Origin of the sequence: Streptomyces sp. NBC_00704, assembly GCF_036226605.1 — a bacterium.
Classification (GTDB): Bacteria; Actinomycetota; Actinomycetes; order Streptomycetales; family Streptomycetaceae; genus Streptomyces.
The window spans coordinates 4,957,730-4,972,266 of sequence record NZ_CP109000.1 but is presented as its reverse complement, the minus strand read 5'-3'; the positions used below and the strand labels follow the sequence as shown (position 1 = coordinate 4,972,266).

Annotated in this window: 12 protein-coding genes; 4 read left to right on the top strand and 8 right to left on the bottom strand. The window is 73.1% G+C overall.

Annotation, left to right across the window (positions count from 1 at the left end):
* Window positions 1-103: 103 nt before the first annotated feature.
* The 3 genes from OG802_RS21795 to OG802_RS21785 all read right to left on the bottom strand — a co-directional run bounded on the left by OG802_RS21795 (window position 104) and on the right by OG802_RS21785 (window position 2,143).
* The gene (locus tag OG802_RS21795) at window positions 104-565 is read right to left on the bottom strand and encodes a helix-turn-helix domain-containing protein (RefSeq protein WP_329412875.1); all 462 of its coding nucleotides are present in this window, start codon (window positions 563-565) and stop codon (window positions 104-106) included.
* A gap of 227 nt (window positions 566-792) precedes the next feature.
* A complete protein-coding gene (locus OG802_RS21790; protein WP_329412874.1) occupies window positions 793-1,257 on the bottom strand; it encodes a DUF3017 domain-containing protein in 465 nt (154 codons plus the stop codon).
* Between the two features lie 31 nt (window positions 1,258-1,288).
* Entirely contained in the window at window positions 1,289-2,143 is an 855-nt protein-coding gene (locus tag OG802_RS21785) for a bifunctional methylenetetrahydrofolate dehydrogenase/methenyltetrahydrofolate cyclohydrolase (RefSeq protein WP_329412872.1), read from the bottom strand.
* A 280-nt stretch (window positions 2,144-2,423) separates the two neighbouring features.
* Here OG802_RS21785 and OG802_RS21780 point away from each other — a divergent pair, with 280 nt between their 5' ends.
* Window positions 2,424-3,041 (top strand): hypothetical protein, encoded by a 618-nt coding sequence (locus OG802_RS21780; protein WP_329412871.1) that lies wholly within the window; start codon window positions 2,424-2,426, stop codon window positions 3,039-3,041.
* A 267-nt stretch (window positions 3,042-3,308) separates the two neighbouring features.
* A complete protein-coding gene (locus OG802_RS21775; protein WP_329412869.1) occupies window positions 3,309-4,283 on the top strand; it encodes a hypothetical protein in 975 nt (324 codons plus the stop codon).
* A 251-nt stretch (window positions 4,284-4,534) separates the two neighbouring features.
* On the opposite strand, the gene purH is transcribed toward OG802_RS21775, so the two are convergent.
* Both purH and purN read right to left on the bottom strand, forming a co-directional pair.
* On the bottom strand, window positions 4,535-6,115 hold the full coding sequence (gene purH / locus OG802_RS21770) for a bifunctional phosphoribosylaminoimidazolecarboxamide formyltransferase/IMP cyclohydrolase (RefSeq protein WP_329412866.1): 1,581 nt from the start codon (window positions 6,113-6,115) through the stop codon (window positions 4,535-4,537).
* Window positions 6,112-6,741 (bottom strand): phosphoribosylglycinamide formyltransferase, encoded by a 630-nt coding sequence (gene purN / locus OG802_RS21765; protein WP_329412863.1) that lies wholly within the window; start codon window positions 6,739-6,741, stop codon window positions 6,112-6,114. The genes purH and purN overlap by 4 nt, the downstream gene beginning before the upstream one ends.
* A gap of 311 nt (window positions 6,742-7,052) precedes the next feature.
* On the opposite strand from purN, the gene OG802_RS21760 reads away from it, so the two are divergent.
* The gene (locus OG802_RS21760; RefSeq protein WP_329412862.1) at window positions 7,053-7,808 is read left to right on the top strand and encodes a hypothetical protein; all 756 of its coding nucleotides are present in this window, start codon (window positions 7,053-7,055) and stop codon (window positions 7,806-7,808) included.
* Between the two features lie 491 nt (window positions 7,809-8,299).
* Here the strand turns inward: OG802_RS21760 and OG802_RS21755 are convergent, their stop codons facing one another.
* Window positions 8,300-10,267, bottom strand: a complete 1,968-nt coding sequence (locus tag OG802_RS21755) for a cell division protein PerM (protein WP_329412860.1) — start codon at window positions 10,265-10,267, stop codon at window positions 8,300-8,302.
* 96 nt (window positions 10,268-10,363) lie between these two features.
* Here OG802_RS21755 and OG802_RS21750 point away from each other — a divergent pair, with 96 nt between their 5' ends.
* Window positions 10,364-11,488 carry an RNA polymerase sigma factor gene (locus OG802_RS21750; RefSeq protein ID WP_329412859.1) on the top strand — a complete coding sequence of 375 codons (1,125 nt, stop codon included), beginning with the start codon at window positions 10,364-10,366 and terminating at the stop codon, window positions 11,486-11,488.
* An 83-nt stretch (window positions 11,489-11,571) separates the two neighbouring features.
* On the opposite strand, the gene sucD is transcribed toward OG802_RS21750, so the two are convergent.
* Both sucD and sucC read right to left on the bottom strand, forming a co-directional pair.
* The gene (gene sucD / locus OG802_RS21745; RefSeq protein ID WP_329412857.1) at window positions 11,572-12,459 is read right to left on the bottom strand and encodes a succinate--CoA ligase subunit alpha; all 888 of its coding nucleotides are present in this window, start codon (window positions 12,457-12,459) and stop codon (window positions 11,572-11,574) included.
* Window positions 12,460-12,480: 21 nt separating this feature from the next.
* A complete protein-coding gene (sucC, locus tag OG802_RS21740; protein WP_329412855.1) occupies window positions 12,481-13,659 on the bottom strand; it encodes an ADP-forming succinate--CoA ligase subunit beta in 1,179 nt (392 codons plus the stop codon).
* Window positions 13,660-14,537: the final 878 nt, after the last annotated feature.

Below are 14,537 nucleotides of genomic sequence, written 5' to 3'. Positions count from 1 at the left end.
CCCGTGGGTCGTGTCAGGACCCGATGGGACGACGATTCGGGACACCCGCCCGAACTGTCAAAGCAGGACCCGCGCCGGGGGCGCGCCGTCGGGCCCGCACGCCTCAGCCGAAGGCGACCGCTCCACCGACGGCCGTCGTCAGCAGGGCGAGCAGGAGCAGCACCGCGTAGAGCAGGAGCCGTCCGGCGGGCCGGGGCGCGGGAGGCGGGGCGGGCGCCTCCTCCAGGCGGTCCCACCAGGGCAGCGTCGGATCCTCCTCGTACTCCGCGGCCGGGTTCGCGGGCGCCGGCCGCGGCCATGCCTCGACGGCCAGTTCCCAGCGCACGACGTGGCGTTCGGCCTCCGCGCCGGCCAGTCCCGCCACCCTGCACAGCGCGACGACGGCCTGCCGGGGCGGCGGCTGGACGCCGTTGAGATACCGCTGCCAGGACGACTTGCTGTACGCGGTGCGCGCGCCGAGCGCGGCCAGGCTGAGCCCCGTGCCGTCCTTGAGCTGCCGCATCTGCTCCACGAAGTGCCGTACCTCCGACGGCAGCCCGTCCGGCAGCGGCTGCCAGGCGCCCATCCCGCCCACCTCCCCTTCGGTCCGTTGGGGGGACGACGACGGGCGGCCGGACGGTTCCCGCGCGGGCCGGCTGTGGCGGTTCGCGCACGCCGTAGCGGAACGGTCACTTCCGTGCCACAGCGTCCGGCGGGGCGTTGAACTGCGCGTTCGCGGTGGGAGAACGTGGAACGCGTCGGCGGCCCGTCCTCCTCGGGGGATGGGGACGGGCCGCCGTCGTGCGCCTGCGGTCAGCCGCTGCTGACGGTGAAGTGCAGGGTGTCCTTGAGGATCGGGATCTGAAGCAGCGGGTGGGGCTGGGCCATCAGCGCCAGCAGGACGATCACGGTGCCCAGCACGCCGTAGGTCACGATGTCCGTGAACCGGGAGCGCACGGCGAGCATCCCGACGCCGGGCAGCAGCCAGCGCAGGACCGCGCCGGCGAGCAGGCCCACGCCGATCAGGATCGTGCCGACCCGGAACACGTCGAGCGCCGTCAGCAGCAGCCCGAGCGCCACGACGCCCAGCACCGCGATGATCGGCCACTGCCGGGCGGCCAGGGCGTCGCCCGGCGCGGCCCGGCCCGCGCCCTCGGGGCGTGCGGTGTCCCGGGTGAACTTCGGGAAGCGGCGGGTGGTGCGGCGCGGCACGCCGTCCGCGTCCGGCGCGCTGACCGGGTCGCGGACCTCGATCTCGTCGGCGTCGTCGCCCGTCACGTTCCTGTCCCCGGCCTTTCCGGAGGCGCCGTCAGCCGACACTGCGCTCCGCCGCCTCCACCACGTTGACGAGCAGCTGGGCGCGGGTCATCGGGCCGACGCCGCCCGGGTTGGGGGAGATCCAGCCGGCCACCTCGCGCACGTCGGGGTGGACGTCGCCGACGATCCTGCCCTCGGCGTTGCGGGAGACGCCGACGTCCAGGACGGCCGCGCCCGGCTTGACGTCCTGCGCGCGGATCAGATGAGGGGATCCGGCGGCCGCGACGATGACGTCGGCCTGCCTCAGGTGCGCCGACAGGTCCCGGGTGCCGGTGTGGCACTGGGTCACCGTCGCGTTCTCGCTGCGCCGGGTCAGCAGCAGCGGCATCGACCGGCCGATGGTGACGCCCCGTCCGACGACCACGACCTCCGCCCCGTTGATCTCGACGCCGTGCCGGCGCAGCAGCGTCAGCACGCCGTTGGGGGTGCAGGGCAGCGGGCCGGGCTCGTTCAGGACCAGCCTGCCGAGGTTCATCGGGTGCAGGCCGTCGGCGTCCTTGTCCGGGTCCATCAGCTCCAGGACGCGGTTCTCGTCGATGCCCTTGGGCAGCGGGAGCTGCACGATGTATCCGGTGCAGGACGGGTCGTCGTTCAGCTCGCGGACGACCGCCTCGATCTCCTCCTGGCTGGCCGTGGCGGGCAGCTCGCGCTGGATGGAGGCGATGCCGACCTCCGCGCAGTCGCGGTGCTTTCCGGCGACGTACTTCTGGCTGCCGGGATCGGTGCCGACGAGGATCGTGCCGAGGCCGGGCGTGACGCCCCTCTCCTTCAGCGCCGCCACGCGGGCGGTCAGATCGGTCTTGATCTCGGCTGCGGTGGCCTTGCCATCGAGAATCTGGGCGGTCATGGCACCATCCTCCCGGATGACGGCCCCCCGGTTCCAATCCGGGTGAACCCGTACGAGGCCGCGGCGCCCATCTGACGTGCGCGGACGTGATCGATGATGTTGCACTTGCACAACGCCTGCGGAATGCCGCGGAATGCGGCTGGACAACAAACCGGCCATTGCAGAACGATTGACGTCACAGTGCCGCGGGCAGTACCGGGGGGACGAACCGCATCTGTAGAACCTTCCTCCGAGCCAGGCCGCGTCCCCGCACTCGAGTGCACACGGAGGAAGGACCGCCATGAGTTTCGGCGACCCGAACAACCCCTACGGCCCGCCGCAGCCTCAACAGCCGCCGGCCGCGCCGAACTACGGCTATCCGCCTCAGGGCCCGCCGCAGGGCTACGGATACCCGCAACAGCCCCCGTACGGCGCGTACCCCGGCAACAATGCGATGCCGCAGTCGATGCCCGGCCTGATGACGACCGCGCGCGTCCTGCTCTACATCGTGGCGGGCGTGCAGGTCCTCATCGGATTCTTCGCGATCTTCGGCGCCGCGACGCTCAACGACGCCTCCAACGCCGGCGAGGACACCTTCGGCGACAACGGCTTCTCCGACATCGGGCACGCCGGGGCCGGCATCATCCTTGTCGTCGCGCTGCTGTTCCTGGGCCTGGCCGCGCTGTCGATCACGTTGGGGGTCAAGTTCTCCCGTGGTGGGCAGGGGATTCGCATCACCACAATGATCTACGGGATCCTCGGTGCTGTTTTCGGTCTCCTCATCCTCATCGGCTCGGCGAACGCCGGCTCCTCCGCGGCCTTGATCTGGGCGCTGCTGTGGATCGGCTTCGGCGGTGTGATGGCAGCGGCGATGATCGCACCCTCGGGTGCCGCCTGGTTCAACCGCCCGCGCTACTAAGCGTCTCGGAGCACTCCGGACTGGGCCGGTCCCCCGCTGTGCGGGGGGGCCGGCCCAGTCCGTCATCCCAGGCCACCGACGCCCGTATGCCTCTGTGTACATAGGCCGTGACTTGACGTTAGCCATTGGCCAGTGATTGGCTCCTCTTGTCATCCGCCTGACCAGCGGGTGTCCGACAGCCGATGACCAACGGCTGTCGTTTCAACACGGGGGTGGTCGGCGGCGTTGGCATGCCTTCCTCCTCCCGCGAAACGGGAGATCTCACAGTTGAACATCTTCGAGCGACGCAGGGTTCGCACCGGCGTGCTGGCCGGAACGTCCGTCCTCACCGCGGTCGCCGTGCTCTCCGCGGCGTCCCCCGCTATCGCCGACACAGAGGGTGACGCGGCCGCACGCGCCGCCGCGGTGGTCGAACGAGCCACCGGCACGGGCGACTTGGCCGCCTCCAGCGTCGCCCCCGGCAGCGCCGCCCACGCGATCGTCCGCTCCGAGTCGAACTCCGTGGCCGTCACCGCACCCGCCGATTCCGGCGGCTACGTGCAGTCCACCGCGGCCGACGGCACGTCGTTCCGCCTGAGCCTGCCCGAGACGAAGAAGGTCGCCGGCGTCAAGGCCGGCGCCGGCACCGTCGTGTACACGGACGCTGCCCCGTCGACCGATCTCGCGGTCCAGGCGACGGCGGACGGGGGCGCACGCGCGCTGGTCACCCTCAAGGACAGCGGCGCTCCGCACGAGTACCGCTTCGGGCTCGGCCTTCCGGCCGACACGGAGCTGATGGCGGACGGGAACGGCGGATACCTGATCACCAGGCCGGGGAGCCAGGGAACGACGGTGCTGGGATCCATAGCCGCGCCATGGGCGAAGGACGCCCACGGAGAGGCCGTGCCGACCTCCTACCGCATCGACGGCGGTTCGCTCGTGCAGACGGTGAACACCACTGCCGACACGGCCTTCCCCGTCGTCGCCGATCCGTCCGTCGGCTACGGCTGGAACATCTACATCAAGTTCAACAAGGCCGAGGTCAAGCGCCTGAACAACAAGGTGCAGTACGCGGATACCGCGGTCGCCCTGTGCGGCGTCCTGATCAACCCGGTGGCAGCGGTCGGCTGCGCCGGACTGGGCACGGCGGTGATCAAGAGGATCCAGCGGGTGTGGCAGTACGCCGTGGACCACAAGCGTTGCGTGGAAGTCTCCATCAGCTACACGGGGCTCTTCAACGACGTCAAGCACTACAAGTGCTGATCCGGCCCGCGGGCAGCGCTCGTCTCACGGCCGTCGGCTCCTGACGGCGGGACCAGGGCCGGGCCGACGTCGACCGCGTACGGCGGCCCGCCCGACCGGCCTCGATCGGCGTCCCGCGCCCGGCCCGGGTAATGCCCGCGAAGCCACTCCCACGGCGGCGGTCGCCTGACGATCGTGGCCGGGCGCGTTCGCCGAGACGAGGCCGCGCACGGAGATGCCGTGCCGGAAGGTCCCGGCACGGCATCTGCGCGTCAGTGGAAGAAGTGCCGCGTCCCCGTGAAGTACATCGTCACGCCGGCCTTCTTCGCGGCCTCGACGACCAGTTCGTCGCGGACCGAGCCGCCGGGCTGCACCACGGCCCTGACGCCCGCCTCGACCAGGACCTCCAGACCGTCCGGGAAGGGGAAGAAGGCGTCGGACGCCGCGTACGCGCCGCGCGCCCGCTCCTCGCCGGCCCGCTCGACGGCCAGCTTCGCCGAGTCGACCCGGTTGACCTGGCCCATGCCGACGCCGACCGACGCGCCGTCCTTGGCGAGCAGGATGGCGTTGGACTTCACGGCCCGGCACGCCTTCCAGGCGAACGCCAGGTCGGCCAGCTCCGCCGGGGAGAGCGCCTCGCCGGTCGCCAGCGTCCAGTTGGCCGGGTCGTCGCCCTCGGCCTGGAGGCGGTCGGCGACCTGGAGCAGCGCGCCGCCGTCGATCGGCTTGACGTCGACGGGGTGGGCGGGGCCGTCGGGGCAGCGCAGCACCCGGACGTTCTTCTTCTTGGTGAGGGCCTCCAGCGCGCCGTCCTCGTAGTCGGGCGCGACGATGACCTCGGTGAAGATCTCCGCGACCTGCTCGGCCATCTCCTTGCTGACCGGCCGGTTCACGGCGATCACACCGCCGAACGCGGACAGCGGGTCGCAGGCGTGCGCCTTGCGGTGCGCCTCGGCGACGTCCGCGCCGACCGCGATGCCGCACGGGTTGGCGTGCTTGATGATCGCGACGGCGGGCTCGTCGTGGTCGTACGCGGCACGGCGCGCGGCGTCCGTGTCCGTGTAGTTGTTGAACGACATCTCCTTGCCGTGCAGCTGCTCGGCCTCCGCCAGTCCGCCGGTGCCCGCCGTGTAGAGGGCCGCGGGCTGGTGCGGGTTCTCGCCGTAGCGCAGGGTGTGCGCGCGCTCCAGGCTGGTGGCGAGGAAGCCCGGGAACGGGGAGTCGTCGGCGGGCGCGTACGCGGACGCGAACCAGGAGGAGACGGCGATGTCGTACTCGGCGGTGTGCCGGAACGCCTCGGCGGCCAGCCGCTTGCGCGCGGCCAGGTCGAAGCCGCCGCCCTGCACGGCCGCCAGGACGTCCGCGTACCGCGCCGGGCTGGTGACCACGGCGACCGACGGGTGGTTCTTGGCGGCGGCGCGGACCATGGAGGGCCCGCCGATGTCGATCTGCTCCACGCACTCGTCGGGGCTCGCGCCGGACGCGACGGTCTCGCGGAACGGGTAGAGGTTGACGACGACGAGGTCGAACGGCGCGACGCCCAGCTCGTCGAGCTGCCGCCGGTGGTCCTCGAGGCGCAGGTCGGCGAGGATGCCGGCGTGGACCTTGGGGTGCAGGGTCTTGACCCGGCCGTCCAGGCACTCGGGGAAGCCGGTCAGCTCCTCGACCTTGGTGACGGGAACGCCGGCGGCGGCGATGCGGGAGGCGGTGGACCCGGTGGAGACGAGCTCGACGCCGGCCTCGTGCAGCCCGCGCGCGAGCTCCTCCAGACCGGTCTTGTCGTAGACGCTGACGAGCGCGCGGCGGATGTCCCGCTTGTCGCTCTCGGCCGTGACAGTGCTCTCGGCGGTCACTGGATAACTACCTTTCGTCCCTCAATGCGATGGCCGTTGCGGGCGAGCCGCCCCACGACCTCGACGAGCAGCCTTCGCTCGACTTCCTTGATGCGCTCGTGCAGAGCGCTCTCGTCGTCCTCGTCCCGGACCTCGACCACGCCCTGGGCGATGATCGGTCCGGTGTCGACGCCGTCGTCGACGAAGTGGACGGTGCAGCCGGTGACCTTCACGCCGTACGCGAGCGCGTCGCGCACACCGTGGGCTCCCGGGAAACTGGGGAGGAGAGCGGGGTGGGTGTTGACGAACCGCCCGCCGTACCGCGCGAGGAACTCCTTGCCCACGACCTTCATGAACCCGGCGGACACCACCAGGTCCGGCTCGTGGGCGGCCACGGCCTCCGCGAGCGCGGCGTCCCACTCCTCACGGCTTCCGAAGTCCTTGACCCGGCAGACGAAGGTGGGGATGCCGGCCCGCTCGGCCCGGGCGAGACCCTCGACGCCCCCGCGGTCGGCTCCGACGGCCACGACCTGCGCGCCGTAGGCGTCGACGCCCGCGGTCGCGACGGCGTCGAGGAGCGCCTGGAGATTCGTACCGGATCCGGAGACCAGCACGACGAGGCGCTTGGCCACGGGCTTGGCGGCCACGGTGAGGCCCTTTCTCGGGGAAGCACGTACAAGGCGGTGGGCGTACGCGGACTTCACGCGGGCTTGTACTTTCGTACGAATGCATCGCGCCCCCGGATACGGGGAAGCCTACGAAGCAGCCGACCGCCAGCAACGATACCGGCACACCGGACGGCCCCCACGGGACGGGGGCGTGGCCGGGAGGTAGCGTCTGCGAGGAACGGGACGCGGGCGTGATCGGGAACGCGGCCGCCGTGCGGCGCGTTCCCGGAGTGACAGCCACATCCGTTCAGGCCAGACAGCCGTATCACCTAGGGGAAGACGCTCACTTGATGCCGGACCGCAGTCTGCGACTGCTCACGCTCCCCCCGCAGTCACCGCAGGGAGGGGAGCGCGGCGTCGTGCTGCTGCGAGAGCGCCCCGCCTCTCCCGCGGACGCCCCGTCGGACGAGAACAAGCCGCCCGAGGACGACAACCCCTTCGCGCCGCCGCCGGAGGGCGCACCCGACCGCCCGTGGCAGCCCCGCCGACCGGCGGGCGGCGAACCCGACGAGGGACGCTCCCCGTGGGGCGGCCAGTGGAGCGACCGGCAGCCGGGCCGCTCCCCCGGCGGCTTCGGCGAGCGCCCCGGCGGCAACCCCGAGAACGGCGGCCCGAGCGGCCCCGGCGGCGATCCCGGCAAGCGCTGGGACCCGACGGACCCCGCCCAGCGCCACGCGCGCTACGCCCTCCTGAGCGGCATGTGGGCCTTCTTCTTCGTCCTCTTCGGCTGGCCCTACGTGGCCCTGCTGCTCGGCGCGCTCGCCCTGAACTGGGGCATCAGCGCCCTGCGCGCCAAGCCCCGCACCCCGGACCCGGACGCCCCGCCCGCCCCCGAGACGAGCGGCCGCCCCCAACGCACCGCCGCCATCACCGGCCTGGTCACCGCCTCCCTGGCACTGGCCATGGTCGCCGCCAGCTTCACCGCGCACCTGGTCTACAACGACTACTACACGTGCACCAACGACGCCCTCACCAACGAGGCGAAGCAGTCCTGCGACGACCTCCTCCCCAAGCAGCTCAGAGACATCCTGGGCGCGAACGCCTGACGCACCGGGCGCGCGAAGGCCTGACGCACCGGGGGCGCGAACGCCTGACGCGCGGGGTGCGAACGCCTGACGCACCGGGTGCGCGAAGGCAGCCGGGCAAGCGGAGGCCGCGGGGCGCGCGCGGGGCGCGGAGGCCGCGGGACCGCGGAGACTGCGGGACCGCGGGCCGCGGAGGCCGTCCGGAGCGCGGAGGCTGCGGGACCGCGGGGCGCGGAGGCCGTCCGGAGCGCCGAGACTGCGGGACCGCGGGACACGGAGGCCGTCCGGAGCGCCGAGACTGCGGGACCGCGGGACACGGAGGCCGTCCGGAGCGCCGAGACTGCGGGACCGCGGGACACGGAGGCCGTCCGGAGCGCCGAGACTGCGGGACCGCGGGGCACGGAGGCCGTCGGGCGGTGCGTGCGGCGGGGGCGTGGGGGTAGCGGGAGCGGTGCGTGTCGGGTGCGCAGGGCCGCCGGGGCGGTGAGTGCGGCGGGAGTGGGTCCGCGGTGTCACCGCCGCGGCTGCGTACCGTCCGCGCCGCCCGCGCCGTCCTCCCCCGCCTCCCGCAACGCGGCCCACCGGGCCTCCCTGGCCCTCTCCCACTCCTCCGGCTCGCCGGTCTCCGACGCCGCGGTCTCCCAGCCGACGGAGGTGGCTGGGGCGGTGAGGGCGACGGGGACGGTGGGGGTGGTCGCAGTGACGGATCCAGTGGGCTCGACGGGCTCGATGGGCTCGATGGGCTCGACGGGTGCTGGGGCCTGGGCGTACGGGACGGGCGCGGCAGGTGCGGCGAACCCGGTGAACGGGAGTGGGCCGGCGGACGCGTTCGGCCCGGTGAACGGCAGTGGACCGGCGGACGCGTCCGGCCCCGGGAAGGGGAAGGGGACGGCGGGCGGAAGCGGCTCGGCGTCCGCGAACGCGGTGACGAGCCCGCCCCTCTCGACCGCCCCGTAGGGCGGAGTCGCCTCGACGACCTCCCCGTGCTCCGCCGTCACCTGGGCACCGCCCGCCTCGCCCGCCTCGGCCGACGAGAAGTCGTACAGCCCCGCGGCCTCCGAGCCCGCCGGGCCTCCCGAGTTCGACCGGTCCCGCGAACCTCGCCGCCCGCCCGGCTCCCCCCCGGACGCCCTCCGTCGCCGCCAGCCGCACCACCCGCGCACGCACAGGGCCACCGGCACGCCCACCCCCACGACCCACAGCACCACCGCACCCCCGACCTGCCACCACACCGGCCCGAACCGGGCGAGCGCGGCGACCCCGAGGGGCCCGCCGGCCATCCCCGCCAGCGCGCCCATCAGCACCCCGCACCCGGCCCCCGCCAGCACGACGACCCCGGCGGTCCTCCCTGGCGACCACCCGACCGCGCCCGTGCCTCCGCCCGTGCCTCCGCCCGCCCCGGCCGCTCCCCCGGCCCGCGCCACGAAGACCCCCACCGTCACCGCGGCCGCGAGCGGCGTCACCCCCGTCGCCCAGTTCCAGGGCGTCCCGCCCCCCGCCTCCGGCACCGCCGCCAGCAGCGGGAACGGCGGCAGAAAGGGAGCGGGGGCGGAGGACAGGGGGGCCACCGCGTGCCCCACGCCGAGGGCGTACCCCGGCCCGAGGGCGTACGAGGCGGCCCACACCGCCGCGTTGGGCACCAACGCCACGCACAGCAGCAGCACCGCGAACCGCCCCGACCAGCCCTCCGTCACCTGGAGGAACGCCGCGCGGGCCGAGCCCAGGTGCCACACCGACGACACCGCCACCAGCAGGGCCCCGCCCCCGAGGAGCACCCCGGCACCGGCCCCGGCGGCCCGCCCGGCCGCGCCGAGCCGCTCGCGTCCGTCGGCTCCGGGGAACAGCCGTCGCAGGCCTCGCGGCAGCACGACCGGCACGCTGTCCACCGGCTCGCGCGGGCGGCCGAGCGCCGACCACACCCCCGCCCCGGCGGCCGGCACGGCGACCGCCGGCACGCAGAACGCCGTCCACCCCCATGAGGGCCGCAGGGCTCCGCCGGACGCCGCGTAGCAGGCGATGCCCGCGCCGACCGCGAGGTAGCCGGCCACCACGCCGGCCCACACCGCGCGGCCGCTCACGGGGACGTCGTCGTCCGCGCCGCCGTCCTCGCCGTCGCCCCCGTCCACGGCGTCCCGTGCGGCGCGCCGCACCAGCCACACCGGCAGCACGAGCAGCAGCAGCGGTGTGACGCCGACCGGGGCAGGAACGCCGGAGAGGGTGTCCACCCGGACCAGTTCCGCGCCGTGGGCCAGCAGCCAGAGCGCCGCGGCGACGTGCAGCGCGCCGCCGGGCCCGCTGTCGGGATAGGGGGAGCTGATCCACAGCACCATCACGAGCACGGCGAACGAAGCGAGTCCGAGTCCGGCGGCGAGCACCCCGCCCAGCAGGCCCGCGGCCAGTCCGGGAGATCGGTCGCGCATCCGGGTGCGCAGGGGCGGCAACGACAGTCGACGAGCGGTCATCTGGATCACGACGGCCATGCTCCCAACGACACGCGCTTTCCCGTCGTAACAGGCGAACCACCGCTGTGTCGCTCAATATGCGTTTATGTACTTTTTCGGGCGAAGGGGCATCTCGTGACGCGGCAGGCGGGCAGCGCTGGCACGGCGGGCCAGGTGACGGACACCCAGGAGGCCGCGCCTCGACCGCCGGTGACGGTACGTCCCGGCAGCCGCCCGCAACCACCCGGCGCGAACCCGGAACCGGCGCGCGCCGACACGCACGCCCCCGCGCCTGCTTCCACACCCGCCGACGCGAACGCCGACGCGAACGCCGACACCGTCACACCCGCCGACGCTGACACCATCCCGTCCGCCAACGCAGGAGCCGTCACAGCCGCCGACGCGGGGACCGTCGCAGCCGCCGAGGCGGGGACCGAGCCGGGGCCTCCCCCCGCCCGTGCCGCCCTGACGCCCGCTCAGGCCTTCGACGCGCTCTACGCGTTCTGCGCCCCCGCGCTCGTCCGGCAGGCCTATCTGCTCTGCGGCCGTCGCGACCTCGCGCGTGAATCGGTCGAGCGCGCGTTCCAGACCGCCTGGCAGCGCTGGCCCGAGGTGGCCGTGGACCGCGACCCGGCGGGCTGGGTGCGGGCCACGGCCTACGAGTACGCGCTCTCCCCCTGGCACCGGTTCCGCCCCCGCTACCGCCATCCGGAACCTCCTCCAGCAGACGCGCCCGACCGCGCCCTGCTCGACGTCCTCCTGTCCCTCCCCGCACCGTGCCGCCGCACGCTCCTGCTCTACGACGGCGTCGGCCTCGACCTGCCCGAGACGGCCGCCGAGGCCGAGGCGAGCACACCGGCGACGGCGAACCGGCTGCTGCGCGCGCGGGAGGAGATCGCCGCGCGGCTGCCCGAACTGGCGGACCCGGCCCTGCTGCACCGGCGGCTCGCGGAGGCGGCGTCCGCCCAGCGGCTGCGCGCGGCCAGGGCGTCCGCGGTGCGGACGGGCAGCGAGCAGCGGGCCGCCTTCTGGACGCGCGCGGCGATCGCGTCCACCGTCGTGATCATCGGCGCGACGGCCCTGACCCTGCGCACGGCCCCCACGCGGTACGAACCTCCCGTGCCGCCGGGCGCGACCGTGCGGGGCGTGCCACCGCGGTCCGTGCCGGGCCCGCTCTCGGGCGCGGAACTGAGACTGCGGGCGAAGCTGCGCTCGACGACGGGCCACGGCCCCCAGCGGATGCTCCCCGAACCGAGATGAGCGCCGGCCCGGCCGGGGGCGCGACGTCAGTGGGCCCGCCTCCACGAGGGAGGCGGGCCCACTGACGTTCGGCGGTGCGGGGCTCAGCCCGCGGCGAGGATCTCGCGCGCCAGCTTCGCCGTCTCGGTCGGCGTCTTGCCGACCTTGACGCCGGCGGCCTCGAGGGCCTCCTTCTTCGCGGCGGCCGTACCGGAGGAACCCGAGACGATGGCGCCGGCGTGGCCCATCGTCTTGCCCTCGGGCGCGGTGAAGCCCGCGACGTAGCCGACGACCGGCTTCTTCACGTTGTCCTTGATGAAGGCCGCGGCCCGCTCCTCGGCGTCGCCGCCGATCTCACCGATCATGACGATCAGGTCGGTGTCGGGGTCGGCCTCGAACGCGGCGAGCGCGTCGATGTGCGTCGTGCCGATGACCGGGTCGCCACCGATGCCGACGGCGGACGAGAAGCCGATGTCGCGCAGCTCGTACATCATCTGGTAGGTCAGCGTGCCGGACTTCGACACCAGGCCGATGCGGCCCGGCTTGGTGATGTCGCCCGGGATGATGCCGGCGTTCGACTGGCCCGGCGTGATGAGGCCGGGGCAGTTCGGGCCGATGATCCGGGTCTTGTTGCCCTGCGACACGGCGTACGCGTAGAACGCGGCCGAGTCGTGGACGGCGATGCCCTCGGTGATGACGACGGCCAGCGGAATCTCCGCGTCGATCGCCTCGACGACGGCGGCCTTCGCGAAGGCCGGCGGCACGAAGAGGACGGACACGTTCGCGCCCGTCTTCTCGATCGCCTCGGCGACCGTGCCGAACACCGGGATCTCGGTGCCGTCGAAGTCGACGGAGGTGCCCGCCTTGCGGGGGTTCACGCCGCCGACGATGTTGGTGCCGTCCGCCAGCATGAGCTTGGTGTGCTTCATGCCCGTGGCACCGGTCATGCCCTGGACGATGACCTTGCTGTCCTTGTTCAGGAAGATAGCCATGGCTGTTCTGTCCCTCTTCCCTTACTTCGCAGCCGCGAGCTCGGCGGCCTTGTCGGCCGCGCCGTCCATGGTGTCCACGCGCTGCACCAGCGGGTGGTTGGCGTCGGAGAGGATCTTGCGACCCAGCTCGGCGTTGTTGCCGTCCAGACGGACGACCAGCGGCTTGGTGACTTCCTCGCCCTTGTCCGCGAGGAGCTGAAGCGCCTGGACGATGCCGTTGGCGACCTCGTCACACGCGGTGATGCCGCCGAAGACGTTGACGAACACGGACTTGACGTCCGGGTCGCCCAGGATGATCTCCAGGCCGTTCGCCATGACGGCCGCGGACGCGCCGCCGCCGATGTCGAGGAAGTTGGCGGGCTTGACGCCGCCGTGGGCCTCACCGGCGTACGCGACGACGTCCAGGGTGCTCATGACGAGACCCGCGCCGTTGCCGATGATGCCGACCTCGCCGTCGAGCTTGACGTAGTTGAGGTTCTTCTCCTTGGCCGCGGCCTCGAGCGGGTTCGCCGAGTCCTTGTCCTGGAGGGCCTCGTGGTCCGGCTGGCGGAACTCGGCGTTCTCGTCCAGTGAGACCTTGCCGTCGAGGGCGATGACGTCACCGGAGGCGACCTTGGCCAGCGGGTTGACCTCGACGAGAAGGGCGTCCTCCTCGAGGAAGGTCTTCCACAGGGTGACCAGGACGTTCGCGACCTTGTCGGCCACCTCGGCCGGGAAGTTCGCGGCCTCGACGATCTGGCGGGCGACCTCGGGGGTCACACCCACGTTGGCGTCGATCGGCGTCTTGGCGACGGCCTCGGGGCGGGTCTCCGCCACCTCCTCGATCTCCATGCCGCCCTCGACGGACGCGATGGAGAGGAAGGTGCGGTTGGCACGGTCCAGGAGGAAGGAGACGTAGTACTCCTCCAGGATCTCCGGGGCCGTCTCGGCGATCATCACCTTGTGGACCGTGTGGCCCTTGATGTCCATGCCGAGGATGTTGGTCGCGTGCTCCACGGCCTCGTCGGCGGAGGCGGCGAGCTTGACGCCGCCGGCCTTGCCGCGGCCGCCGACCTTCACCTGGGCCTTGACGACGGACTTGCCACCGAGACGCTCGGTGGCTGCGCGGGCCGCCTCAGGCGTGTCGATGACTTCACCGGCCAGCACCGGTACATCGTGCTTGGCGAAGAGGTCCCTCGCCTGGTACTCGAACAGGTCCACGCGCTTCCGTCCCTATCAGTGATCTCGCGGTTCGTTGTCTGCGTGGGCGTGCCGCGAGGGCAACGTGACGTCCGACCGGTGTCTGTCACAAGGGAGGCGCACACGGTGACCGAGCGCGCGGCATGTCCGTCTCGCAGGTTATCGCTGCTTGCAGGAGGCCCCTAAATCGAGGGTCACACCTGAGCGGTGATACCTGTCACATGATGCCGGGATCACTGACACTCCGTGCCGGATGTGAGGGCCGGGCGGGGCCGCACGGAGGGGCCTCACCGGGCTGGGGTTGGCCCGGTGAGGCCCCCTGAGCAGCCCCTCAGGGGCTCAGGGCGGAACGGCCCCCACCCCAATGAGGGCCGTCCCGCCCCGACCGTGAGGGCTGGGCCGGACGGACCGAAAGGCTTCCGGCCGTCCGAGCACCGACCCCCTCACGGAGTCGATGGGTGGGGCGATGGTTCGGTGGTGGTTCGGTGGCTCGGTGGTTCGGTGGGGCGATGGTTCGGCGGGACGACGGAACGACGGAACGACGACACGGCGACGGCAGAACGGGGAGGGCGCGGCTCGGCCGCCAGGGGGCGGCGATCTGGATCCGGCCGGAGGCTGAACGCTGCGCCGGGGAGACACCGCGACGCCCGACCGGGAGGGCCGCCCGACTGGGAGGGCCCTCCAACCGGGAGGGCCGTCTATCCGGGAAAGAGGGGGACGTCCCGGTACCTGTCCTGTGCGGCCGCGGGGTCGCCGTCCCCCGCACCGCCTCGCGCGGGCCACGGCACCGGCCGGTGCGGCGACGTGACGACGGCATGCGCGTCCATGTGCCGCGGGACACCGCCGTCGGAGGCCGGCCCGCCGGCCGACGCACCGGCCGGATCACCGGACGGCCCCCC

Bases quoted from the DNA above. Each gene is read 5' to 3' on its own strand.
- OG802_RS21780 (WP_329412871.1), top strand. From the start codon at position 2,424: ATGAGTTTCGGCGACCCGAACAACCCCTACGGCCCGCCGCAGCCTCAA.
- OG802_RS21760 (WP_329412862.1), top strand. From the start codon at position 7,053: ATGCCGGACCGCAGTCTGCGACTGCTCACGCTCCCCCCGCAGTCACCG.
- OG802_RS21755 (WP_329412860.1), bottom strand. From the start codon at position 10,267: ATGGCCGTCGTGATCCAGATGACCGCTCGTCGACTGTCGTTGCCGCCC.
- OG802_RS21795 (WP_329412875.1), bottom strand. From the start codon at position 565: ATGGGCGCCTGGCAGCCGCTGCCGGACGGGCTGCCGTCGGAGGTACGG.
- sucD (WP_329412857.1), bottom strand. From the start codon at position 12,459: ATGGCTATCTTCCTGAACAAGGACAGCAAGGTCATCGTCCAGGGCATG.
- OG802_RS21785 (WP_329412872.1), bottom strand. From the start codon at position 2,143: ATGACCGCCCAGATTCTCGATGGCAAGGCCACCGCAGCCGAGATCAAG.